We start from the raw sequence: 21,600 nt of genomic DNA, 5'->3' as shown, positions 1-21,600 counted from the left end.
TGACTACTTGCGGCCGCGCCGTGTGCTCGCAGCCTTCTTGGCCGGAGCCTTCTTGGCGGGAGCCTTGGTGGCAGCCTTCTTGGCCGGAGCCTTGGTCACGGCCTTCTTGGCCGGAGCCTTGGTCACGGCCTTCTTGGCCGGAGCCTTGGTGGCAGCCTTCTTGGCCGGAGCCTTGGTCGCAGCCTTCTTCGCGGCGGGGGCCTTGGTGGCAGCCTTCTTGGCCGGAGCCTTGGTGGCAGCCTTCTTGGCCGGAGCCTTGGTCGCAGCCTTCTTGGCCGGAGCCTTGGTGGCAGACTTCTTGGCGGGAGCCTTCTTGGCCGTCGTCTTCTTGGCCGCGCTGGCAACCACGCCGCGCTTCACTGCGGGTCCTTCGGCCGGGAGCTTTTGTGCGCCAGCCACAACCGCTTTGAACTGAGCTCCCGGACGGAATGCCGGAACAGACGTCGGCTTGACTTTCACCGTCTCGCCGGTGCGCGGGTTGCGGGCGACGCGAGCCGCGCGGCGACGCTGTTCGAAGACGCCGAAACCGGTAATCGTGACGCTGTCACCCTTGTGGACCGCGCGCACAATCGTGTCGACGACATTCTCGACGGCGGCGGTCGCCTGCCGACGGTCTGAGCCCAATTTCTGTGTGAGCACATCTATGAGCTCTGCTTTATTCATCCAACCCTCCGAGGCCAGTGGTCCTCTTTTGGAACCGACTAGTGCACTACGGTAAACCCTCAACTGGCAAATTGCCAAGAGCCACGCGCAATTTCAGCCCGCTATTGCTGCCGGAAAGTCGCCATTTCGGCAATCCGATTGCCGCCCTTGGCCGCTGGCGCCACCGCGAAATGCCCCCGGATCGGCGCGCAAATTCCGCGCCGTTCCGTGCTTCAGGAGGCCGGCAAAGTGCGCGGTTTCCAGGCCGGGCGGGCCGCCTCGAAAGCTTCGATTTCGTCGAGTTTCTGCAGCGTAAGGGCTATATCGTCGAGTCCGTTCAGCAACCGGAACGCGGTGTGATCGTCAATCCTGAACGGCAGCACCGCCGTTCCCGCGGTGACGTTTCGATCTTGAAGATTGACAGTGATTTCCAGCCCTGGGCTCTGCTCGATCAGCTTCCAGAGAAGTTCGACACCATCCTGGTCGACCTCGGCCGCCAACAACCCCGCCTTGCCGGCGTTGCCGCGAAAGATGTCGCCGAACCGGGACGAGATAACCACCCGGAATCCGTAATCCATCAGCGCCCAGACCGCGTGCTCGCGCGAGGATCCGGTGCCGAAATCCGGTCCGGCGACCAGAACCGACCCGCGGTCAAAGGGGCTGAGGTTGAGGACGAATGACGGATCCGACCGCCAGCTCGCGAACAAGCCATCCTCGAAACCGGTTCGGGTTACCCGCTTCAGGTAGACCGCGGGAATGATCTGATCGGTATCGACATTGGACCGGCGCAGCGGTACTCCGATGCCGGTGTGGGTGTCAAAGGCTTCCATGCTGTTCCCCTAATTCTCAATGTGAATTCAAGTCGGCTAGTTCAAATCTGCCGGCGCGGAAAGCTTGCCGCGCACCGCCGTAGCTGCGGCGACGGCCGGCGAAACCAGGTGCGTGCGACCACCCTTGCCCTGCCGCCCTTCGAAATTGCGGTTGGACGTCGCGGCGCAACGCTCCCCTGGCGCAAGCTGATCGGGATTCATTCCCAGGCACATCGAGCAACCCGCCTGCCGCCATTCCGCGCCGGCGGCGGTGAAAATCTCGCCGAGACCTTCGGCCTCCGCCTGCGCGCGAACCCGCATCGAACCCGGAACCACAAGCATCCGCACACCGTCGGCAACCTTGTGACCACGCAAAACGTCGGCCACGACCCGCAAATCCTCGATCCGGCCGTTGGTGCACGACCCCACGAAGACGGTGTCGACCGCGATGTCGCGCATCGCCATCCCCGGCTGAAGGTCCATGTACGCCAACGCTTTCTCGGCGGCCTGCCGCTGCGCGTCATCGGTCATCAACTCCGGATCGGGCACGGTGGCACCCAGCGGCACCCCCTGTCCGGGGTTGGTTCCCCAGGTGACGAACGGGGTGAGGGACGCCGCATCGAGGTGCACCTCGGTATCGAAAACCGCTCCGGGATCAGTACGCAGCTGCTGCCAATAGGCCAGCGCCGCGTCCCAGTCCGCACCGGTCGGCGCATGCGGCCGACCGCGTAAGAATTCAAAAGTGGTGTCGTCCGGCGCGACCATGCCGGCCCGCGCGCCGGCCTCGATGCTCATGTTGCAGATCGTCATCCGGCCTTCCATGGAGAGCGATTCGATGGCGCTGCCGCGGTATTCGATGACGTGACCCTGGCCGCCACCGGTCCCGATCTTGGCGATCAGCGCCAGAATGACGTCCTTCGCCGTGACCCCCGGCGGCAATGCACCGTCGACATTGACCGCCATCGTCTTGAACGGGCGCAGCGCCAGCGTCTGGGTGGCGAGCACATGTTCGACCTCAGAAGTGCCGATGCCCATGGCGATTGCGCCGAATGCACCATGGGTGGAGGTGTGAGAATCGCCACACACGATCGTCATTCCGGGTTGAGTGAGACCCAATTGCGGCCCGACGACATGCACGATGCCCTGTTCGATGTCGCCCATCGGGTGTAGCCGGACACCGAATTCGGCGCAGTTGTGCCGCAACGTCTCGACCTGCGTGCGGGACACCGGGTCGGCGATCGGCTTGTCGATGTCGACGGTGGGCACGTTGTGGTCTTCGGTGGCGATCGTCAGATCGGTCCGCCGCACCGGCCGGCCGGCCAGTCGCAAGCCGTCGAACGCCTGCGGACTGGTGACCTCGTGCACCAGGTGCAGATCGATGTAGATCAGGTCCGGCGCCTCGTCGCCGCCGGACACCACAACGTGGTCGTCCCAGACCTTCTCGGCCAACGTGCGCGGCCGGCCGGCGTCGGGGTCGTGCGTCTGCGATGCCATCTTCAACTCGATTCGTCAGTTCGCGGCTCGCCGATCGGTCCGGAGTGTGATCTCACAATGCGAGACGCTAGTATCTTCTTGTGAGACAGCATAGCGGCATCGGCGTCCTGGACAAAGCGGTCGGCATCCTGCACGCGATCGCGGAATCGCCCTGCGGGCTGGCCGAACTCTGCGAACGCACCGGCCTGCCCAGGGCCACCGCCTACCGCCTGGCCGCCGCGCTGGAGGTACACCGCCTGGCCGGCCGCGACGAGGACGGCCGGTGGCGCCTCGGGCCCGCCGTCACCGAACTCGCGTCCTACGTCAGCGACCCACTGCTGGCCGCCAGCGCCTCGGTGCTGCCTCAGCTGCGGGAGACCACGGGCGAGAGCGTGCAGCTCTACCGCCGGGAGGGCACTTCGCGAATCTGCATCGCCGCCCTGGAACCACCTGCGGGGCTTCGCGATACGGTCCCGGTCGGCGCCCGGCTGCCGATGACCGCGGGATCCGGGGCCAAGGTGCTGCTGGCCTTTTCCGACGCCGCTACCCAGAAAGCGGTGCTGCCCAAGGCGATGTTCACCGACCGGGTGCTCGCCGAAGTCCGCAAACGTGGCTGGGCGCAGAGCGTCGCCGAGCGCGAGCCGGGGGTGGCAAGCGTTTCGGCGCCGGTGCGTGACGGGCGCGGCGTGGTGGTCGCCGCCATCTCGGTGTCCGGGCCGATAGACCGGATGGGGCGGCGACCCGGGGCACGGTGGGCCGCCGATCTTCTGGCCGCCGCTGAGGCGCTGACGCGGCGGTTGTAGTACCGCGGCGACGGTTGCGCCGAGATTGCGTCCAGGGTCACTCACGGAGGCTTGAGCCGACCGTGAGCGCAAGCTCGGCGCCACCAGATCAGAGGCGACGCGCGGGCGCCTGACAAACTGACGCTATGGGAACGAATCAGCGCGCGAGCATCGTCATGTCCGAGGCCGAAATCACCGACTTCGTCAACAACAGCCGGACCGGAACCCTGGCGACCATCGGGCCGGACGGACAGCCGCACCTGACGGCGATGTGGTACGCGGTGGTGGACGGCGAGATCTGGCTGGAGACCAAGGCCAAGTCGCAGAAGGCGGTGAACCTGAAACGCGACCCGCGGGTCAGCTTCCTGCTCGAGGACGGCGACACCTACGACACCTTGCGCGGAGTGTCGTTCGAAGGCGTCGCCGAGATCGTCGACGAGCCCGACGCGCTGCACCGCGTCGGCGTCAGCGTGTGGGAGCGCTACACGGGCCCCTACAGCGACGACATGAAGCCGTTCGTGGACCAGATGATGAACAAGCGGGTCGGCGTGCGCATCGTGAGCCGGCGCAGCCGTTCGTGGGATCACCGCAAGCTGGGTCTGCCGAGCATGCCGGTGGGTGGTACGACGGCGCCGGCCGCACAGGGCGGCGCTGAGTGATATGCAGCCGCCCAAGGGCGGCGCTCAGTGATTTTGTAGCCCCGATGGGATTCGAACCCACGCTACCGCCGTGAGAGGGCGGCGTCCTAGGCCGCTAGACGACGGGGCCGGACATGATCCGAGCAGTCAGCATAGCCCAACCCGGATACCCCACCTAATCACGCGAGCAGGCGGAGCTTTGCTGGGGTACCAGGACTCGAACCTAGAATGGCTGAACCAGAATCAGCTGTGTTGCCAATTACACCATACCCCATGTGCGACTTAAAACTGCTGGTCAGAGCCCATTTCCCGGGTTCGCTACCCGCGTCCTGGCACCGCTGGATCCAGCCGTCCTATGCCTTTGAAGCCGCAGTGCACACTACCAAAGACTTCGGCAGGTCTACGCACGCCCTAGAACGCCGCAGCCTGCCGCGCCGAGCGCAGCCGGCTCAGACTGCGGTCCCGCCCCAGCAGTTCCAGGGACTCGAACAGCGGCGGGCTGATGGTGGTGCCCGTGGCGGCCACCCGAATCGGTCCGAAGGCCTTGCGCGGCTTGAGTGCCAGCCCGTCGATCAGAGCGCTTTTCAGCGCGCCTTCGATGTGCTCCGTCGTCCAGTCCGTGATCCCGTCGAGCGCCGAGATGGCGGCGTCGAGCACCGGGGCGGCGTCCGGACCCAGCTCCTTGGCGGCGGCCTTGGGGTCGAGGGCGTACTCGTCGTCGTTGAAGAACTTCAGCAGCTCCCAAGCGTCGCCGAGCACGACGATGCGGGTCTGAACCAACTCGGCGACCGTCTTGAAAGCCGCGTCGTCCAAGGCAATCCGATGCCCGTGGGTGTCCAGGTAGTCGCGCAGCCGGGCGGTGAAGTCGTCGAGGGCCAGCCGCCGGATGTGCTCGGCGTTGATGGCGTCGGCCTTTTTCTGGTCGAAGCGAGCCGGGTTGGAGGTGACGTTGACCACGTCGAACGCGGCGACCATCTCGTCGAGGCTGAACAGGTCGTGGTCGTCGGCGATGGACCAGCCAAGTAGCGCAAGGTAATTCAGCAGACCCTCGGGGATGAACCCGCGGTCGCGGTGCAGGAACAGGTTCGACTGCGGGTCACGCTTGGACAGCTTCTTGGTCCCCTCCCCCAATACCGGCGGGAAGTGGCCGAATTCCGGGATGCGCTCGGCAACCCCGATTCGGATCAAGGCCTGATACAACGCGATCTGGCGTGGAGTCGACGGCAGCAGGTCCTCACCACGCAGCACGTGGGTGATCTTCATCAACGCGTCGTCGCACGGATTGACCAACGTGTACAACGGATCCCCGCTGGCGCGGGTCAACGCGAAGTCGGGCACGGTGCCTGCCGCGAAGGTGGTGGTGCCGCGCACCAGGTCTTCCCACGCGAGGTCGGTGTCCGGCATCCGCAACCGGACCACGGGCTGGCGCCCCTCTGCCAGAAACGCCGCGCGCTGCGAGTCGGTCAGCTGACGGTCGAAGTTGTCGTAGCCGAGCTTGGGATTGCGTCCGGCGGCCACGTGCCGGGCCTCCACCTCTTCCGGTGTCGAGAACGCGTAGTAGGCCTCGCCCGCCTCGAGTAGCCGTGTCACGACGTCGCGGTAGAGCTCGCGGCGTTGCGACTGCCGGTACGGGGCGTACGGCCCGCCCACTTCGGGTCCCTCGTCCCAGTCCAGCCCGAGCCAGCGCAGGGCGTCGAGCAGTGCCAGATAGCTTTCCTCGCTGTCCCGTTCGGCGTCGGTGTCCTCGATGCGAAAGACGAAGGTACCGCCGGTGTGCCGGGCGTAGGCCCAGTTGAACAGCGCGGTGCGGATCATTCCCACATGGGGTATGCCGGTGGGAGACGGGCAGAACCGAACCCGGACGTGCTCTGCGTTGGTCACGACTTTCCTTTGCGGACAACGGGATTGGTGAGAGTGCCGATACCCTCGACGGTGACCGAGACGGTGTCGCCGTCCTCGATCGGCCCGACTCCCGCCGGGGTTCCGGTGAGAATGAGATCGCCTGGCAGCAGGGTCATTACCGCCGAGATCCACTCGATGATGGCGCCGACGTCGTGGATCATCAGCGAGGTGCGGGCGTCCTGCTTGACTTCACCGTTGACCTCGGTGCGCAGGGCCAGGTCGCCGGGGTCCAGATCCGTGACGATCCACGGGCCGACCGGACAGAACGTGTCGTGCCCCTTGGCTCTGGTCCACTGTCCGTCGGACTTCTGCTGGTCGCGGGCCGAGACGTCGTTGCCGATGGTGTAACCGAGGATGTTGTCGGCGGCTTGGGCGGCGCTGACGTCCTTGCACGCCCGGCCGATCACCACCGCCAGCTCACCCTCGAAGTGCACGGGTGATGCGTTGGCGGGCAGGCGAATCGGCACGTTGGGTCCAATGATCGCGGTGTTGGGCTTGAGGAAGATCACCGGGTCGGCAGGGGCCTGGCCACCCATCTCGGCGATGTGGTCGGCGTAGTTCTTGCCGATGCAGACCACCTTGCTGGCCAGTATCGGGGCCAGCAGCCGGACGTCGGCCAGGGGCCAGGACCGGCCGGTGAAGGTCGGCGTGCCGAACGGATGCTCGGCGATTTCGCGGACCGTCAGGCTGTCGGGGTTGTCCAGGTCTCCTTCGATGCTGACAAAAGCGACACCGTCTGGGCTGGCGATTCGTCCAAGGCGCATTCGGATGAGCCTATCTGGTCCGCCCAGGCTGCAAAGTTGCAGGGAAAGTGCGAGTGGCGCGCGCCAGATCTGCAGGCTCGACGATGCGGCGGCGAGCGGAACGAGGCCGTTGCTGTGCAAGCATTAACGAATGCCTCGGGATCCGGCCAGTGCGGTGGCACGCTGGTCGATCGTGGCGGTCTCGCTGGTCGCGACCACGAGCTCTTTCCTCTTCATCAACGGCATCGCCTTCCTGATCCCCCGGTTGGAAGCGGCGCGCGGAACGCCACTCGCCCAGGCGGGTCTGCTGGCGTCGATGCCCAGCTGGGGCATGGTCGTCACCCTGGTCGCCTGGGGCTATGTGCTGGACCGCGTCGGTGAGCGCGTCGTGTTGACCGCCGGCTCGGCGTTGACGGCGCTGGCGGCCTACGCCGCCGCTTCGGTTCACTCGCTGGTGCTGATGGGCGTTTTCCTGTTCCTCGGCGGGATGGCCGCCGCCAGTTGCAACACCGCCGGCGGCCGGTTGGTGTCGGGGTGGTTTCCGCCCGAGCAGCGCGGCCTGGCGATGGGCTTCCGGCAGACCGCCCAACCGCTCGGAATCGCTCTGGGCGCCTTGGTGATTCCCGAGCTGGCCGAGGACGGTCCACACGCGGGTTTGATGTTCCCGGCGGTGATGTGTGCCATCGCGGCGGTGGTCAGCGTCTTCGGAGTGGTCGACCCGCCACGCAAATCCCGCCGTACGGCCACCCATGCGGAACTGGCCAGCCCCTACCGCGGTTCGAACGTGCTGTGGCGAATTCACGCGGCCTCGGCGTTGCTGATGATGCCGCAGACGGTGACGGTCACCTTCATGCTCGTCTGGCTGATCAACGAGCATCACTGGTCGGTCGCGGCGGCCGGTGGTCTGGTGACCATTTCGCAGCTGATCGGCGCGGGCGGGCGCATCCTGGTCGGCCGCTGGTCGGATCGCGTCGGCTCGCGGATGCGGCCGGTCCGCATCATCGCCCTCGCGGCCGCGCTGGCCCTGCTCCTGCTGGCCCTGAGCGACCGAGTCGGTTCCCGTTTCGACGTGATGTTGATGATCACCGTCTCTGTGCTGGCGGTGCTCGACAACGGCCTGGAGGCCACCGCCATCACCGAATTCGCCGGACCGTACTGGAGTGGACGCGCGCTGGGCACCCAGAACACCACGCAGCGGTTGATGGCCGCGGCCGGACCGCCGATGTTCGGGGCGTTGATCACCGCGGCCGCCTACCCGCTGGCCTGGGGGCTGTGCGCGCTGTTCCCCCTGGCCGCGGTGCCCCTGGTGCCGACTCGGGTGCTGCCGCCGGGCCTGGAAACTAGAGCCCGGCTGCAATCCGTTCGCCGACAACGCTGGTGGCAGGCCGTTCGTCCCCGCGAGTTGCCAGGTAGGCCGCCACCGCACGATCGACCCGGGCAGCCGCCTCGTCCTCGCCTAGATGGGCCAGCAGCAACGCCACCGACATGATCGCCGCGGTGGGATCGGCGATGCCCTGTCCGGCGATGTCGGGAGCGCTGCCGTGCACCGGTTCGAACATCGACGGGTTGGTGCGCGTCGCGTCGATGTTGCCACTGGCGGCCAGGCCGATTCCGCCACACACGGCCGCGGCCAGGTCGGTGATGATGTCGCCGAACAGGTTGTCGGTGACGATCACGTCGAATCGTCCGGGGTCGGTGGCCAGGAAGATCGTCGCCGCGTCGACGTGCTGGTAGGCGACCTCGACGTCGGAGTACTGCTCGCCGATCTCCTGAACGGTCCGCAGCCAGAGTCCCCCGGCGAAGGTCAGCACGTTGGTCTTGTGCACCAGGGTGAGGTGCTTGCGGCGCTTACGAGCCCGCTCGAAAGCGTCTTTGACCACCCGGCGCACCCCGAACGCGGTGTTGACGCTCACCTCGGTCGCCACTTCATGGGGCGTGCCGACGCGGATCGCGCCGCCGTTTCCGGTGTACGGCCCCTCGGTCCCTTCGCGCACCACGACGAAGTCGATGTCCGGGTTTCCGGCCAGCGGGCTCCTCACTCCCGGATACAGCCGGGCCGGGCGCAGGTTGACGTGGTGGTCGAGCTCGAAACGCATGCGCAGCAACAGCCCTCGCTCCAGCACACCGCTGGGGACCGACGGGTCACCGATGGCACCGAGCAGGATCGCGTCGTGCTGGCGCAGCTCGGGTACCACCGATTCCGGCAGCACTTCGCCAGTGGCGTGGTAGCGCCGGGCGCCCAGGTCGTATTCGGTTTTCTCCACCCCGGGCAGGACGGCGTCGAGGACCTTGAGGGCCTCGGCGATGACTTCCGGACCGATCCCGTCGCCGGCGATGACGGCGAGCTTCGTCACGAGAAGTCAACCACTTCAAGCTTGTTCGCGCCTACCGCCTCCGTGATGGCCGCCCGCACGTCGGCCGGCACGTCCTGGTCCAGGCGCAGCGCGACGGTGGCGCTCGGGCCCTCGGTGTCCTCGGACAACTGCGCGGCCTGAATGTTCACCCCTGCCGCCCCGAGCAATGTGCCGATCTTGCCCAGCGCGCCGGGCTGGTCGGCGTAGTTGATCACCAAATTGACGCCCTCGGCGCGCAGGTCGTAGCTGCGGCCGTTGATCTGGACGATCTTCTGGACCAACTGCGGGCCGGTCAGCGTGCCCGCGACATTGACCACCGAACCGTCGGCGCCGACCGCTCGCACGTCCACAACGCTGCGGTGGTTGGGACTTTCGGTGGCCTTGCCGATCTCGGCGGTGACGCCGCGCTCGGCGGCCAGGGCCGGGGCGTTCACAAAGGTGACGGGCTCGTCGATGACGGCCGAGAACAGGCCGCGCAGCGCCGACAACTTCAGCACCTCGACGTCCTCGGCCGCGAGCTCTCCGCGAACCTGTACCGACAGCGACGCGGGGAACTCGTCGGACAACGCTGCGGCCAGGACGCCGAGCTTGCGCACCAGGTCCAGCCAGGGCGCCACTTCTTCGTTGACCACGCCGCCGCCGATGTTGACGGCGTCGGGGACGAACTCGCCGGCCAGCGCCAGCCGCACGCTCTCGGCGACGTCGGTGCCGGCCCGGTCCTGCGCCTCGGCGGTCGAGGCGCCCAGGTGCGGTGTGACGACCACCTGGGGCAGCTCGAACAGCGGGCTGTCGGTGCAGGGCTCGGTGGCGAACACGTCCAGGCCCGCGCCGCGCACGTGGCCGCTGGTGATGGCTTCGGCCAGGGCGGCCTCGTCGATCAGGCCGCCGCGGGCCGCGTTGACGATGATGACGCCGGGCTTGGTCTTGGCCAGTGCCTCCTTGCCGATCAACCCGGCCGTCTCCGGCGTCTTGGGCAGGTGCACCGAGATGAAGTCGGCGCGGGCCAGCAGCTCGTCCAACGGCAGCAGTTCGATGCCGAGCTGGGCGGCGCGGGCGTGCGACACGTACGGGTCATAGGCGACCAGGTGGGCGCCGAAGGCGGCGATGCGCTGGGCGACCAGCTGGCCGATGCGGCCCAGTCCGACGACGCCGACGGTCTTGCCGAAGATCTCGGTGCCCGAGAATTTGGAGCGCTTCCAGGTGTGCTCGCGCAGCGTGGCGTCGGCGGCCGGGATCTGGCGGGACGCGGCCAGCAGCAGGGCGATCGCGTGTTCGGCGGCGCTGTGGATGTTCGAGGTGGGGGCGTTGACCACCAGCACGCCGCGGGCGGTGGCGGCGTCGACGTCGACGTTGTCCAGTCCGACGCCGGCGCGGGCGACGATCTTGAGCTTGGGGGCCGCGGCGAGCACCTCGGCGTCGACCGTGGTGGCCGAGCGGACCAGCAGAGCGTCGGCCTCGGGGACCGCGGCCAGCAGCTTCTCCCGGTCGGGCCCGTCTACCCAGCGCACCTCGACCTGGTCTCCCAGGGCGGCGACGGTCGATTGGGCGAGTTTGTCGGCGATCAAAACAACAGGCAAGTTCACGCGGACAGCGTAGTCGGGGATCGCGAGCGCGGCGGAGCCGGGCGAAGCGGGTCCCCGCCATCAGGCCCCGCGGGGATCGCGAGCGCGGCGGAGCCGGGCGAAGCGGGTCCCCGCCATCAGGCCCCGCGGTGCGACGATGCGGGCCCTACGGGCCCGCTGAGGAGCGCCGCCATCAGGCCCCGCGGGGATCGTCAGCCCGGCGGAGCCGGGCGAAGCGGGTCCCCGCAATCCCAGCCTGTCGGCTGCAGCCGCAACCACATACTCGGGCCAATCCCCTAACCACAACCAGCGCCGCTGAGTACGATCCGGCCGTGTCCTCCCCAGTCCGCCCGACGATCTGCGTCAACATGATCGTCCGCAACGAGGCGGCGATCATCCGGCAAACCCTTGACGACATCGGGCGTTACATCAGTGCATGGGTGATCGTGGACACCGGCTCCGACGACGGGACCCAGGCCGTCATCCGCGATCACATGGCCCGCCTTGGAATTCCCGGTGAGCTTCACGAGCGGCCGTGGCGCGATTTCGGGCACAACCGGTCCGAGGCGTTGACCCTCGCCCAGGGCCACGGCGACTACATCTGGGTCCTCGACGCCGACGACAAGGTCATGGGCAACCTCGATTTCGGCAAGTTGGGCAAGGATCTCTACCAGCTCCGTTATGGCGAAACCTCTGACATCTGCTGGCGGCCGAGCCTCTTCCGCAACGGATTGCCGGTCCGCTACGAAGGCGTGGTCCACGAATACGTCATGGTCGACTCCGATTTCAGTCACGACCGACTAGAAGGTGACTACTACATCGATTCTCGCCGTCTCGGAGCGCGCAACCGGAATCCGCGGCAGAAGTTCGAGAGCGACCGCGACCTGCTGCTGGCCGAGATCGAACGCAATCCTGATGATGCGCGCTCGGTGTTCTATCTGGCGCAGAGTTATTTCGACTTGGGCGATTTCGAGAACGCCCGCACGTGGTATCAGCGCCGCGTCGACCTGGGCGGGTGGGCCGAGGAGACCTACTATTCGATGTACCGCATCGCGGAGTCAATGTGGTCGATGGGTGCGCCCTGGCCGGAGGTGGAGAACGCCTACCTACGGGCCTGGGAGTTCCGGCCGACTCGCGCGGAACCGTTGTACGCCATCGCTTATCGCTACCGTCTCGACGAGCGTTACCGGCTCGGCTACCTGTTCGCCAAGCATGCCGCCGAGATCCCGTTTCCCACCGAGGACACGTTGCTTGTCGGTGCGGATACCTACACCTGGGGTGCGCTCGACGAGGCTGCCGTCTGCGCATCATGGATCGGCGAGCACGCCGAGGCGATCGCGTTCTGGCGGCGCATCCTGGCCAAGCCCGCCATTCCCGACGAAGATCGGCAACGAATCACCAAGAACTGCGACAACAGTGCGCCGCGGATTTTCGAAGCGGCCGCCGCTTACCCCGGTGAGTTGGCGCTGCACCTGCCGGGCCGCCGCCGCGACGCCGAGGTGGTGCTCAGCCTGGTCGCCGGGCCGGAACGCAACGGCATCAAAAGCACCGAGGTGACGCTGAACTCACTTCTGAACTGCTGCACCGACGTATGGCGGATCGGTCGTTATCTGGTGGTCGATGCGGGCCTGCCCGCGGCCGATCGCGCGGAACTGCTGGAACGGTATCCGTTTCTGGAGTTCTGTCCGATCTCCGCCGGAGAGTCTGCGGGAGCCCTCCTGTCGCAGATCCGAGACCAGATCTACGGACGGTTCTGGCTGCACCTGGGGCACGGTGGGCAGTTCTACGCCCGGGAGTGCTTAATCACCCGCCTGACAAGAGTGTTCGAGGCCGAGGAGAACGTGTACCAGGTGGCGGTCAACTTCACCGATGCGGACCGGCTGATCGGTGTGAGCGCGGCCCACGAGATGGTGTCCCGCACACCCGGTGCCGGACGCTATGTGCTCGGGGAGCAAGCGGCGTACGGCCCGGCGATGTTCGACACGGCCCGACTCGATCGCGTCGGGGGTTTCCGTGCCGATGACCCCGATCCGCTCGCCGAACTGGGCCGGCGGGCTGCCACGGCCGGGCTCGTGACCGCGAGCCTCGACGAGGTGTTGTGCATCACGTCCGGCCTGAACCGGTAGCGGAATTCCCTTCGACGACATCGTGGGCTGTAATTCACAGATGGACGTCACCGTCGTCGGCAGCGGGCCCAATGGGCTCGCCGCGGCCGTCATCTGTGCCCGCGCCGGATTGAAAGTGCAGGTACTCGAAGCACAGCCCACCTTCGGCGGGGGTGCGCGCAGCGCGGCCGACGTCGAATTCCCCGGAGTCCTGCACGACATCTGCTCGGCGGTGCACCCACTGGGCTATGCGTCGCCGTTCTTCGCCGAGTTCGATCTGTCCGCACGCGGAGTCGTTTTGGCGGTCCCGGAGATTTCCTATGCCAACCCACTGCCGGGCCGGCCGGCGGCGATCGCGTATCGCGACCTGGAGCGGACCTGCGCCGAGTTGGATGACGGTGCGGCATGGCGGCGCTTCCTCGGCCCGCTGGTATCGAACTCCGATGCGGTGGTCGCGTTCCTACTAGGGGACAAGCGTTCGGTGCCCACATCATTGGTGCCCGTCGTTCGCCTCGGGCTGCGCATGCTGACCCAGGGCACCCCGGCGTGGGCCGCGCTGCGCGGTGACGATGCCCGGGCTTTATTCACCGGCGTTGCCGCCCATGCGATTACGCCGTTACCTTCGCTGGCCTCCGCGGGTGCGGGGCTCATGCTCTCCACACTCGCCCATTCCGTCGGCTGGCCGATACCGGTGGGCGGCACCCAGCGGATCTCGGACGCCCTGATCGCCGATCTGCGTGCGCATGGCGGTGAACTGACGTCGGGCGTAGAGGTCGATTCCCCGCCCGAAGGTGTGGCCATTTTCGACACCTCCCCGACGACACTGCTGCGCGTATACCGCGACACGATTCCCGGTGGTTACGCCAAAGCGTTGCAGCACTATCGATTCGGATCGGGAGCGGCCAAGGTCGATTTCGTCCTCGGCGACGAGATCCCTTGGGCGGACCCGCGACTCAAGCAGGCGCCGACCCTGCATCTCGGGGGGACCCGCCAGGAGATGGCGCGGGCCGAAGCCGACATCGCCGCGGGACGCCACGCGCAATTGCCGATGGTGCTCGCGTCCTTGCCGCACCTTGCCGATCCCGGCCGGATCGACGCCGACGGTCACCGCCCGTTCTGGACGTACGCGCATGTGCCGGCCGGATCGACCGTCGACGCGACCGAAGCCGTTACCGCCGTCGTCGAGCGGTTCGCGCCGGGGTTCCGCGACATCGTGGTGGCGGTGCGCAGTGTGCCCGCCGCACGGATGGCCGAGCACAACGCCAACTATGTCGGGGGTGACATCGCCGTGGGCGGGGCCTCGGTGTTGCGCGCGACGTTGGGCCCCACGCCGCGGCTGAATCCCTGGAGCACACCGATTCCCAAGGCCTACCTGTGTTCGGCGGCCACCCCGCCCGGCGCCGGAGTGCACGGCATGGGCGGCTATTACGCCGCGCGCACGGCGTTGCGGCGGGAATTCGGCATCAGCGAGATGCCTAAGCTGAGCCCATGACGAAACTCGCGATCATCTACTACTCCGCCACGGGCCACGGCACCTCCATGGCGCAACGTGTCGCCGCGGCGGCCGAAGCCGCGGGCGCCGAAGTCCGGGTCCGCCACGTCGCCGAAACCCGCGACCCGGCGTCGTTCGCGCACAACCCGGCCTGGACGGCGAATTACGAAGCGACCAAGGACCTTCCGGCCGCCACCGGTGAAGACATCGAGTGGGCGGACGCGGTGATCTTCGGCTCCCCCACCCGCTTCGGTTCGGTCGCTTCGCAGTTGCGTGATTTTCTGGACGGGCTCGGCGGACTGTGGGCCGCGGGGAAACTCGCCGACAAGGTGTATGCCGGCTTCACATCCTCGAACACTTTGCACGGTGGTCAGGAGACCACGCTGTTGACGCTATATGTCACGCTGATGCACTTCGGTGGCATCATCGTGCCGCCCGGATACACCGACCCGTCGAAGTTCGTCGACGGCAATCCCTATGGTGCGAGCCTGGTTTCGACGCACGACAACATCAACGAGTTCGACTCGGCCACGGGTGACGCCCTCGATCACCTGGCGCGCCGGGTGGTTCAGACTGCCGACCGGCTCAGCGCCTGAACCCGCCGCGACACTGAACCTGCGCACACGACACGCCGCGGGACGTGTGCCAGGTTTCAATCTGGACGAGGCCGGCCGCAACGCAAAAGCCCCTCGGAACGCGGTTCCAAGGGGCTTCTGCGTCTGCTCGGCCTATCAGGCCGTCTCGGTGATCGGCCGGTCGACCCAGCTCATCAGGTCGCGCAGCTTCTTGCCCGTGACCTCGATGGGGTGCTCGGCGTTCTCCTTGCGCAACTGCTCGAGCTGCTTGTTGCCGCCCTCGACGTTGGCCACCAACTTCTTGACGAAGTCGCCGTTCTGGATGTCGCGCAGGATTTCCCGCATCCGCTCCTTGGTGCCGGCGTCGATGACGCGCGGGCCCGACAGGTAGCCGCCGAACTCCGCGGTGTCGGACACCGAGTAGTTCATCCGGGCGATGCCGCCCTCGTACATCAGGTCGACGATCAGCTTGAGCTCGTGCAGCACCTCGAAGTACGCCATCTCCGGCGGGTAACCCGCCTCGACCATGACGTCGAAGCCGGTCTTCACCAACTCCTCAGTGCCACCGCACAACACGGCCTGCTCACCGAACAGGTCGGTCTCGGTCTCGTCCTTGAACGTGGTCTTGATGACGCCGGCGCGGGTGCCGCCGATGGCCTTGGCGTAGGACAACGCCAGCGCCTGGCCGTTGCCCGTCGGGTCCTGCTCGACGGCGATCAGCGCCGGCACACCCTTGCCGTCGACGAACTGACGGCGCACTAGGTGGCCGGGGCCCTTGGGAGCGACCATCGCGATGGTGACGTCAGCCGGCGGCTTGATCAGGCCGAAGTGGATGTTGAGCCCGTGCCCGAAAAACAGGGCGTCGCCAGCTTTCAGGTTGGGCTCGATGTCGTTGGTGAAGATCTCGGCCTGCGCCGTGTCCGGAGCCAGCAGCATGATGACGTCGGCCCACTTGGCCACCTCGGCCGGGGTGTCGACCTCGAGGCCCTGCTCCTCGACCTTGGCGCGCGACTTCGAGCCCTCTTTCAGCCCGACTTTCACCTCGACGCCGGAGTCACGCAGGCTCAGCGAGTGCGCGTGGCCCTGGCTGCCGTAACCGATCACGCCGACCTTGCGGCCCTGGATGATCGACAGATCTGCGTCGTCGTCGTAGAACATCTCTAATGCCTGCGGCACGGGTATTACTCCTTCTTGTTAAACAGCTAGAACTTACTTGGCGGTGCCGATGCCGCGCGGCCCGCGGGCCATCGACACCACACCCGACTGCACGATCTCGCGGATACCGAACGGCTCCAATACCCGCAACAGCGCCTCCAGCTTGCCGCGGTTGCCGGTGGCCTCCACGGTCAGTGACTCCGGCGACACGTCGATCACGTTGGCGCGGAACAGGTTCACGGCTTCGATGACCTGGCTGCGGGTGCCGGCGTCGGCGCGCACCTTGATCAGCGCCAGTTCCCGGTCCACCGAGTTGTCGACGTCCTGCTCGACGATCTTGATCACGTTGATCAGCTTGTTGAGCTGCTTGGTGATCTGCTCGAGCGGGGTCGCCTCGGCGGAGACCACGATGGTCATCCGCGACATGTCCTTCTGCTCGGTGGCACCGACAGCAAGGGACTCGATATTGAACCCGCGCCGCGAGAACAGCGCCGCCACGCGGGCGAGCACACCGGGCTTGTCCTCGACCAGGACCGAGAGTGTGTGCGTCTTAGGCGATCCGTTGGCCATCAGGCGTGCCCTTCGGTGATGTCGTCGAACAGGGGGCGGATGCCGCGCGCGTGCTGGATCTCGTCGTTGCTGGTGCCCGCGGCGACCATCGGCCAGACCTGCGCGTCGGCGCCGACGATGAAGTCGATCACCACCGGGCGGTCGTTGATCTCGCGCGCGCGGTTGATCATCTCTTCGACGTCTTCCTCACGCTCGCAACGCATTCCGACGCAACCGAGCGCCTCGGCCAGCTTCACGAAATCCGGGATGCGGTGCGAGTGGGTGGCCAGGTCGGTCTGCGAGTACCGCTCTTCGTAGAAGAGGGTCTGCCACTGCCGCACCATGCCCAGGTTGCCGTTGTTGATCAGCGCCACCTTGATCGGGATGCCTTCGATGGCGCAGGTGGCCAGCTCCTGGTTGGTCATCTGGAAGCAGCCGTCGCCGTCGATCGCCCACACCTCGGTGTCCGGCAGCGCGATCTTGGCTCCCATGGCCGCCGGGATGGCGAAGCCCATGGTGCCCAGACCGCCGGAATTCAGCCAGGTGCGCGGCTTTTCGTACTTGATGAACTGCGCGGCCCACATCTGGTGCTGGCCGACGCCGGCCACGTAGATGGCGTCCGGACCCGCGATCTGGCCCAGCTTCTCGATCACGAATTCCGGGCCCAGGCTGCCGTCGCTCTGCGGGTCGTAGCTCAGCGGGTACGTCTTGCGGACGCCCTCCAGGTACTCCCACCAGTCCGTGATGTCGAGGTTGCCGGGAGTGTCATAGTGCCGCAGCATCTCGATCAGTTCGGTGATCACGTTCTTGACGTCACCGACGATCGGCACGTCGGCGTGCCGGTTCTTGCCGATCTCGGCGGGGTCGATGTCGGCGTGGATGACCTTGGCTTCCGGAGCGAACGATTCGAGCTTGCCGGTCACCCGGTCATCGAAGCGGGTGCCCAGCGCGATCAGCAGGTCGCTGCGCTGCAGCGCCGCCACCGCACCCACGGTGCCGTGCATGCCGGGCATGCCCATGTTCAGCCGGTGGCTGTCCGGGAAGGCACCGCGCGCCATCAGCGTCGTCACCACCGGGATGCCGGTGAGTTCGGCCAGGTGCAGGAGCTCCTGGGTCGCCTCGCCGCGGATGATGCCGCCGCCGACGTAGAGCACCGGCTTCTTCGCGGCGGCGATCAGCTTGGCTGCCTCGCGGATCTGGCGGCTGTGCGGTTTGGTGTTCGGCTTGTAGCCGGGCAGTTCCATGCGCGGCGGCCAACTGAACGTGCACTGGCCCTGCAGCACATCCTTGGGGATGTCGACGAGAACCGCGCCGGGCCGCCCGGATGCCGCGATGTGGAAGGCCTCGGCGATCACCCGGGGGATCTCGTCACCGGTGCGGACCAGGAAGTTGTGCTTGGTGATCGGCATCGTGATGCCCGAGATGTCGGCTTCCTGGAAGGCGTCGGTCCCGATCAGCTGCCGGCCGACCTGACCGGTGATGGCGACGACGGGGATGGAGTCCATCTGCGCGTCGGCCAGCGGGGTGACCAGGTTGGTGGCCCCGGGGCCCGACGTCGCCATGCACACGCCGACCCGGCCGGTGGCGTGGGCGTAGCCGCTGGCGGCGTGGCCGGCGCCCTGCTCGTGACGCACCAGGACGTGGCGCAGCTGCTGGGAGTCGAACAGCGGGTCGTACACCGGCAGTACCGCGCCGCCCGGGATGCCGAAGATGATGTCGACGTCCAGTGCCTCCAGCGACCGGATGACCGCCTGCGCGCCGGTAAGTTGGTGCGGGGCAATGCGTTTCGGTTGGCCAGTGGCCGGCTTGGCGGCTGCCTTCCCGGCATCCGAGGCGATTTCGGCGGCCTCTTGTGAAGCGGGCGTCGCGGCCGGTGCCGGTGGCTTGGTGGGTGCGCTCACGGTTTCCTCTTCGGTTTTTTCGTATGTGGCGTCTCGGGGCATTAAAAAACCCCCGCCAGCTGGGCTGCTGTACGAGGGCTGCGTTGGTGCTCGATAGAGCTAGTCAGGCACCAACGCGCCGACTAATTACTACGAGCATTCCAGACTGCATAATGCTCGACGGTAGCCTTCGCACTGCTCAACCGTCAAATCCGGCACCCGGGATCGAGTGTGCGATGCCGGCATCGCGTGTACATCGTGGGCTGGAAACACGCCGGATAGCCGCCACCGTTGCACGCCCGAGGCCATGTCGGCACGCTCGAAAGCGACCCGAGATGCAGGCGGTGCAATGATGCGAGGGTGGTTACCGAGTCACCCGTCGTCATCAAACTGTCGCCGATGGCGCATATCGCCGTCGGGTTTCTGACCCTGTGCCTGCTGGTTCCGGTGACGGCCTTCCCCTTCACCGCCCCGATATTGGTGATTCCGGTGTTGTTGTCCGCGTTGATCATCCGGTTCCGCACGGTCGCCGACGACCGCAGCGTGACCGCGCGCACGCTGTTCGGCAGCCAGTCCGTGGCCTGGGAGGACATCGACGGATTGCGGTTCCACCGGGGCAACTGGGCGCGCGCGCACCTGAAGAACGGCTCGGAGCTGCGCTTACCGGCCGTCACCTTCGCGACCCTCCCGCAGCTGACCGAGGCCAGCGCGGGCCGGGTGCCCAACCCCTACCGCTGAAACCGCCGGCTCAGGCGATCCTGTCGAAGCACTCGTCGATGTTGTTGAGAACGCCGCCCCGGAAGGCGAGAACGCGGGTGAAGCCGGCCGGCATGTTCGCACCGTTGACATCACTGGCAGCCACGCCGTTCACCAGCAGTCCGATGATCGCCTTGTCCAGGTCGCCGGCGGTCAACACGAGTTGCTTGCCGGAGGCGATGCTGACCGGCTGAGCCATGTTGCGCTGGGCGGCGCCGGTCAGGCACGCCGTGCGCACCGCGCTCACGGGAGTGTCCAGGGGCAGCCCCCGTTCGTGCTGAATAGCCAGCACATATCGGGAGGTGACGATGGACATAGCGGTGTTGTCGCCCTGCAACATCTGCGGGTCGGTCATTCCTTTCCGGCCGCCGGGCTTACCGATTTGCTGCAGAGCGGGCAAATCAGCGGTGATGGTGTTGGTTGCCGGGCAGTACGAGGCGCCCTGGGTCGCCTGGGCATCCGAACACGTCGCGGTGCTGAACGACAATGTGGGCGGTGATTTCGGGGTGAAGACCGCATTCAGAATGTCGATCAGCGTGGTCACACTGCCATTGTCAATGGCCACTTCGCCCGCGTCGGTTTCACCTGAGGAGTCGGTCTGCAATGCCAACGGCTCGTCGCCGCGTCGTTGTTTGATCTCATTCATGTCTATTTTGGCGCAGGTGGCGGACCCGCTGTCGAATCCCATCTGAAATGCGCTGACCCGGTCGAGCCCGGTCCCGTGCGCATCGTCTTCACTTTGCTCGAAGTCAGCCTCCGACATGATCGGGTCCGAAGTCTTGAGCATTCCGGCGATCAGATGACTCAGCGCATCGCCGGTGTTCACCGTGAACCGTGACGAGTGGCCCTCGGCAACCCACCGGATATAGACACCCGCGAAACAATCCGCCTGCTGCTCCTCGACCAGGGTCGGGGTGGTCCTGATGTTGACCAGTCCCCCATTGAATTGCAGCGCGTGCCCGAATTCGTGCGCAAGAATCCCCACCACCGCCATATCGCCGAAGTACTTCTTGGCCGCGGGAAACAGCTGCCCCCGATCCCACAGCACGAGATTGCAATTGAACGCATAGGCGGCGTTGATGACCTTGTAGGTCTTGGAGCGGCACACTATCGGGCTCGACGGGTCGGTGGAATCGTAGGACACCACCGTGCCGACGGCCTTGAACGGCTTCTTGGCCGCAACCGGCCAGTTGTTCTGCCAGAATTCTTCGATGTCATTGAGCGCGAGCATCGCCAGGTGGTCGATTTCGCCGTTGTCGGTGTTCTTCACCGTGCCGGTCGGCTTCGGCGCATCGCTTCGCGGCCCACTCGGGCCCTCGCTCACCGGCAGGCCGCCCGCAGCGGCAGGGTCGTAGAGACCGGAAACCGCCCGCCCACTCACCATGCTCGTTGTTCCGCCGCCGCAGCCGGCCAGCACCAGCATGGCGCCGCACGCTATGACGACGTTCCGGACGAAGGCCCTCATTTGCCACCCTCGAGCTGGGGCAGGCCCACCCAGTAGGTCCCGCTGTCATCCTGAAAAGTCACCTTCAGCTGACGTCGTTGACCTCGCACGGTGACGTCACAGGTGAAACTCCCGCCCTTTTTCACCGTCGGGTCTCGACCGTCGTTGCACCTGACGTCGGAGATGTCGCCGGAGCTGTAGCCGGTGATCCGGTCCACCAGGGTCTGCTCGACCTGGGTCTGGACTCCGGCCACGGCGACCTTCTTGCTGTCCCGATTCAGGCCCGATGACACCAACAGGACTACAACCACCCCGACGATCAGCACCGCGGCGACTGCACCGGCGATGAGAAAGGGTTTGCTCTTGGAGCCCTTCGAGCTCTTGGCTTTTGGCGTGTCAGCCGAGGGTGTGGGACCGGGCTGGCCCCACTGTGGCGGCTGTCCGTACTGGCCGGGCTGTCCGTACTGGCCGGGCGGGGCGTACTGGCCGGGTCGGCCGTGCTGGCCGGGCGGGGCGTACTGGCCGGGTCGGCCGTGCTGGCCGGGCGGCGGATACGGCGGACGAGCCACCGGCTGCTGGTACCAGGGGGTTCCGGCCGGCGGCCCCGGATCGGGCCCTCGCTGCGGCTGTTGAGGCCAGGGAGGCTGGTTGTAATCACGGGGTGTGCTCACCGGTGTCCCCCCATCGGGTCATGCAACACCGCGCCGATCTGCGCAGCACGTGAACGGGCCGCCTCCAC

Annotated in this window: 18 protein-coding genes, 2 tRNA genes and 1 pseudogene; 7 read left to right on the top strand and 14 right to left on the bottom strand. The window is 66.7% G+C overall.

Features of this window, described 5'->3' with window-relative positions; genetic code table 11:
- Positions 1-3 precede the first annotated feature (3 nt).
- From AO501_RS04025 to leuC, 3 genes are all read right to left on the bottom strand, one after another.
- Positions 4-663 (bottom strand): HU family DNA-binding protein, encoded by a 660-nt coding sequence (locus AO501_RS04025; RefSeq protein ID WP_055576490.1) that lies wholly within the window; start codon positions 661-663, stop codon positions 4-6.
- Between the two features lie 212 nt (positions 664-875).
- Positions 876-1,472, bottom strand: a complete 597-nt coding sequence (gene leuD / locus AO501_RS04020) for a 3-isopropylmalate dehydratase small subunit (RefSeq protein WP_055576489.1) — start codon at positions 1,470-1,472, stop codon at positions 876-878.
- 36 nt (positions 1,473-1,508) lie between these two features.
- Positions 1,509-2,945 (bottom strand): 3-isopropylmalate dehydratase large subunit, encoded by a 1,437-nt coding sequence (gene leuC / locus AO501_RS04015; protein ID WP_055576488.1) that lies wholly within the window; start codon positions 2,943-2,945, stop codon positions 1,509-1,511.
- 80 nt (positions 2,946-3,025) lie between these two features.
- On the opposite strand from leuC, the gene AO501_RS04010 reads away from it, so the two are divergent.
- Both AO501_RS04010 and AO501_RS04005 read left to right on the top strand, forming a co-directional pair.
- A complete protein-coding gene (locus AO501_RS04010) occupies positions 3,026-3,727 on the top strand; it encodes an IclR family transcriptional regulator (protein WP_055576487.1) in 702 nt (233 codons plus the stop codon).
- Between the two features lie 125 nt (positions 3,728-3,852).
- Entirely contained in the window at positions 3,853-4,365 is a 513-nt protein-coding gene (locus AO501_RS04005) for a PPOX class F420-dependent oxidoreductase (RefSeq protein WP_055576486.1), read from the top strand.
- 36 nt (positions 4,366-4,401) lie between these two features.
- Here AO501_RS04005 and AO501_RS04000 read toward each other — a convergent pair.
- The 4 genes from AO501_RS04000 to AO501_RS03985 all read right to left on the bottom strand — a co-directional run bounded on the left by AO501_RS04000 (position 4,402) and on the right by AO501_RS03985 (position 7,010).
- Positions 4,402-4,474: transfer RNA gene (locus AO501_RS04000), tRNA-Glu, on the bottom strand.
- 72 nt (positions 4,475-4,546) lie between these two features.
- Positions 4,547-4,618, bottom strand: a tRNA-Gln gene (locus AO501_RS03995).
- Positions 4,619-4,755: 137 nt separating this feature from the next.
- Positions 4,756-6,225 carry a glutamate--tRNA ligase gene (gltX, locus tag AO501_RS03990; RefSeq protein WP_082658370.1) on the bottom strand — a complete coding sequence of 490 codons (1,470 nt, stop codon included), beginning with the start codon at positions 6,223-6,225 and terminating at the stop codon, positions 4,756-4,758.
- Positions 6,222-7,010 carry a fumarylacetoacetate hydrolase family protein gene (locus tag AO501_RS03985; protein WP_055576485.1) on the bottom strand — a complete coding sequence of 263 codons (789 nt, stop codon included), beginning with the start codon at positions 7,008-7,010 and terminating at the stop codon, positions 6,222-6,224. Before AO501_RS03985 ends, gltX begins: the two co-directional genes overlap by 4 nt.
- Positions 7,011-7,140: 130 nt before the next feature.
- Here AO501_RS03985 and AO501_RS34770 point away from each other — a divergent pair.
- Positions 7,141-8,196: pseudogene (locus tag AO501_RS34770) on the top strand (MFS transporter); the annotation flags it as partial.
- 133 nt (positions 8,197-8,329) lie between these two features.
- Here the strand turns inward: AO501_RS34770 and AO501_RS03965 are convergent.
- Together AO501_RS03965 and serA are read right to left on the bottom strand one after the other, a co-directional pair.
- Positions 8,330-9,343 carry a 3-isopropylmalate dehydrogenase gene (locus AO501_RS03965; protein WP_055576481.1) on the bottom strand — a complete coding sequence of 338 codons (1,014 nt, stop codon included), beginning with the start codon at positions 9,341-9,343 and terminating at the stop codon, positions 8,330-8,332.
- Positions 9,340-10,926: a phosphoglycerate dehydrogenase gene (serA, locus tag AO501_RS03960; RefSeq protein WP_055576480.1), complete on the bottom strand. Its 1,587-nt coding sequence runs from the start codon at positions 10,924-10,926 to the stop codon at positions 9,340-9,342. Before serA ends, AO501_RS03965 begins: the two co-directional genes overlap by 4 nt.
- 311 nt (positions 10,927-11,237) lie before the next feature.
- Between serA and AO501_RS03955 the strand changes: the two genes are divergently transcribed.
- From AO501_RS03955 to wrbA, 3 genes are read left to right on the top strand one after another with little or no spacing between them, the layout of a single operon-like run.
- Positions 11,238-13,031, top strand: coding sequence for a glycosyltransferase (locus AO501_RS03955; RefSeq protein ID WP_231752328.1), 1,794 nt, complete (start codon positions 11,238-11,240; stop codon positions 13,029-13,031).
- 40 nt (positions 13,032-13,071) lie between these two features.
- Positions 13,072-14,502, top strand: coding sequence for a phytoene desaturase family protein (locus tag AO501_RS03950; RefSeq protein WP_055576478.1), 1,431 nt, complete (start codon positions 13,072-13,074; stop codon positions 14,500-14,502).
- Positions 14,499-15,098 (top strand): NAD(P)H:quinone oxidoreductase, encoded by a 600-nt coding sequence (wrbA, locus tag AO501_RS03945; RefSeq protein ID WP_055576477.1) that lies wholly within the window; start codon positions 14,499-14,501, stop codon positions 15,096-15,098. The genes AO501_RS03950 and wrbA overlap by 4 nt, the downstream gene beginning before the upstream one ends.
- Positions 15,099-15,233: 135 nt before the next feature.
- Here the strand turns inward: wrbA and ilvC are convergent, their stop codons facing one another.
- The 3 genes from ilvC to AO501_RS03930 are packed head-to-tail and all read right to left on the bottom strand — an operon-like array spanning position 15,234 to position 18,682.
- A complete protein-coding gene (ilvC, locus tag AO501_RS03940; RefSeq protein WP_055576476.1) occupies positions 15,234-16,235 on the bottom strand; it encodes a ketol-acid reductoisomerase in 1,002 nt (333 codons plus the stop codon).
- Positions 16,236-16,286: 51 nt separating this feature from the next.
- A complete protein-coding gene (gene ilvN, locus AO501_RS03935) occupies positions 16,287-16,802 on the bottom strand; it encodes an acetolactate synthase small subunit (RefSeq protein WP_055576475.1) in 516 nt (171 codons plus the stop codon).
- Complete coding sequence (locus AO501_RS03930) at positions 16,802-18,682, bottom strand: acetolactate synthase large subunit (RefSeq protein ID WP_055576508.1); 1,881 nt, start codon at positions 18,680-18,682, stop codon at positions 16,802-16,804. The genes ilvN and AO501_RS03930 overlap by 1 nt, the downstream gene beginning before the upstream one ends.
- 339 nt (positions 18,683-19,021) lie before the next feature.
- Between AO501_RS03930 and AO501_RS03925 the strand changes: the two genes are divergently transcribed.
- The gene (locus AO501_RS03925; RefSeq protein ID WP_231752327.1) at positions 19,022-19,399 is read left to right on the top strand and encodes a PH domain-containing protein; all 378 of its coding nucleotides are present in this window, start codon (positions 19,022-19,024) and stop codon (positions 19,397-19,399) included.
- 10 nt (positions 19,400-19,409) lie between these two features.
- Here AO501_RS03925 and AO501_RS03920 read toward each other — a convergent pair whose 3' ends face one another.
- Both AO501_RS03920 and AO501_RS40005 read right to left on the bottom strand, forming a co-directional pair.
- Positions 19,410-20,882, bottom strand: coding sequence for a neutral zinc metallopeptidase (locus AO501_RS03920; protein ID WP_055576474.1), 1,473 nt, complete (start codon positions 20,880-20,882; stop codon positions 19,410-19,412).
- Positions 20,879-21,430 carry a DUF4333 domain-containing protein gene (locus AO501_RS40005; protein ID WP_082658369.1) on the bottom strand — a complete coding sequence of 184 codons (552 nt, stop codon included), beginning with the start codon at positions 21,428-21,430 and terminating at the stop codon, positions 20,879-20,881. The genes AO501_RS03920 and AO501_RS40005 overlap by 4 nt, the downstream gene beginning before the upstream one ends.
- Positions 21,431-21,600: the final 170 nt, after the last annotated feature.

Origin of the sequence: Mycobacterium gordonae (assembly GCF_001417955.2) — a bacterium.
Taxonomy (GTDB): Bacteria; Actinomycetota; Actinomycetes; order Mycobacteriales; family Mycobacteriaceae; genus Mycobacterium; species Mycobacterium gordonae_B.
The sequence above is the reverse complement of the archived record's forward strand: the minus strand, read 5'-3'. Positions and strand labels throughout refer to the sequence as shown.

Bases quoted from the DNA above. Each gene is read 5' to 3' on its own strand.
- AO501_RS04025 (WP_055576490.1), bottom strand. From the start codon at position 663: ATGAATAAAGCAGAGCTCATAGATGTGCTCACACAGAAATTGGGCTCA.
- leuD (WP_055576489.1), bottom strand. From the start codon at position 1,472: ATGGAAGCCTTTGACACCCACACCGGCATCGGAGTACCGCTGCGCCGG.
- leuC (WP_055576488.1), bottom strand. From the start codon at position 2,945: ATGGCATCGCAGACGCACGACCCCGACGCCGGCCGGCCGCGCACGTTG.
- AO501_RS04005 (WP_055576486.1), top strand. From the start codon at position 3,853: ATGGGAACGAATCAGCGCGCGAGCATCGTCATGTCCGAGGCCGAAATC.
- AO501_RS03985 (WP_055576485.1), bottom strand. From the start codon at position 7,010: ATGCGCCTTGGACGAATCGCCAGCCCAGACGGTGTCGCTTTTGTCAGC.
- AO501_RS03950 (WP_055576478.1), top strand. From the start codon at position 13,072: ATGGACGTCACCGTCGTCGGCAGCGGGCCCAATGGGCTCGCCGCGGCC.
- wrbA (WP_055576477.1), top strand. From the start codon at position 14,499: ATGACGAAACTCGCGATCATCTACTACTCCGCCACGGGCCACGGCACC.
- ilvC (WP_055576476.1), bottom strand. From the start codon at position 16,235: ATGTTCTACGACGACGACGCAGATCTGTCGATCATCCAGGGCCGCAAG.
- ilvN (WP_055576475.1), bottom strand. From the start codon at position 16,802: ATGGCCAACGGATCGCCTAAGACGCACACACTCTCGGTCCTGGTCGAG.
- AO501_RS03920 (WP_055576474.1), bottom strand. From the start codon at position 20,882: ATGAGGGCCTTCGTCCGGAACGTCGTCATAGCGTGCGGCGCCATGCTG.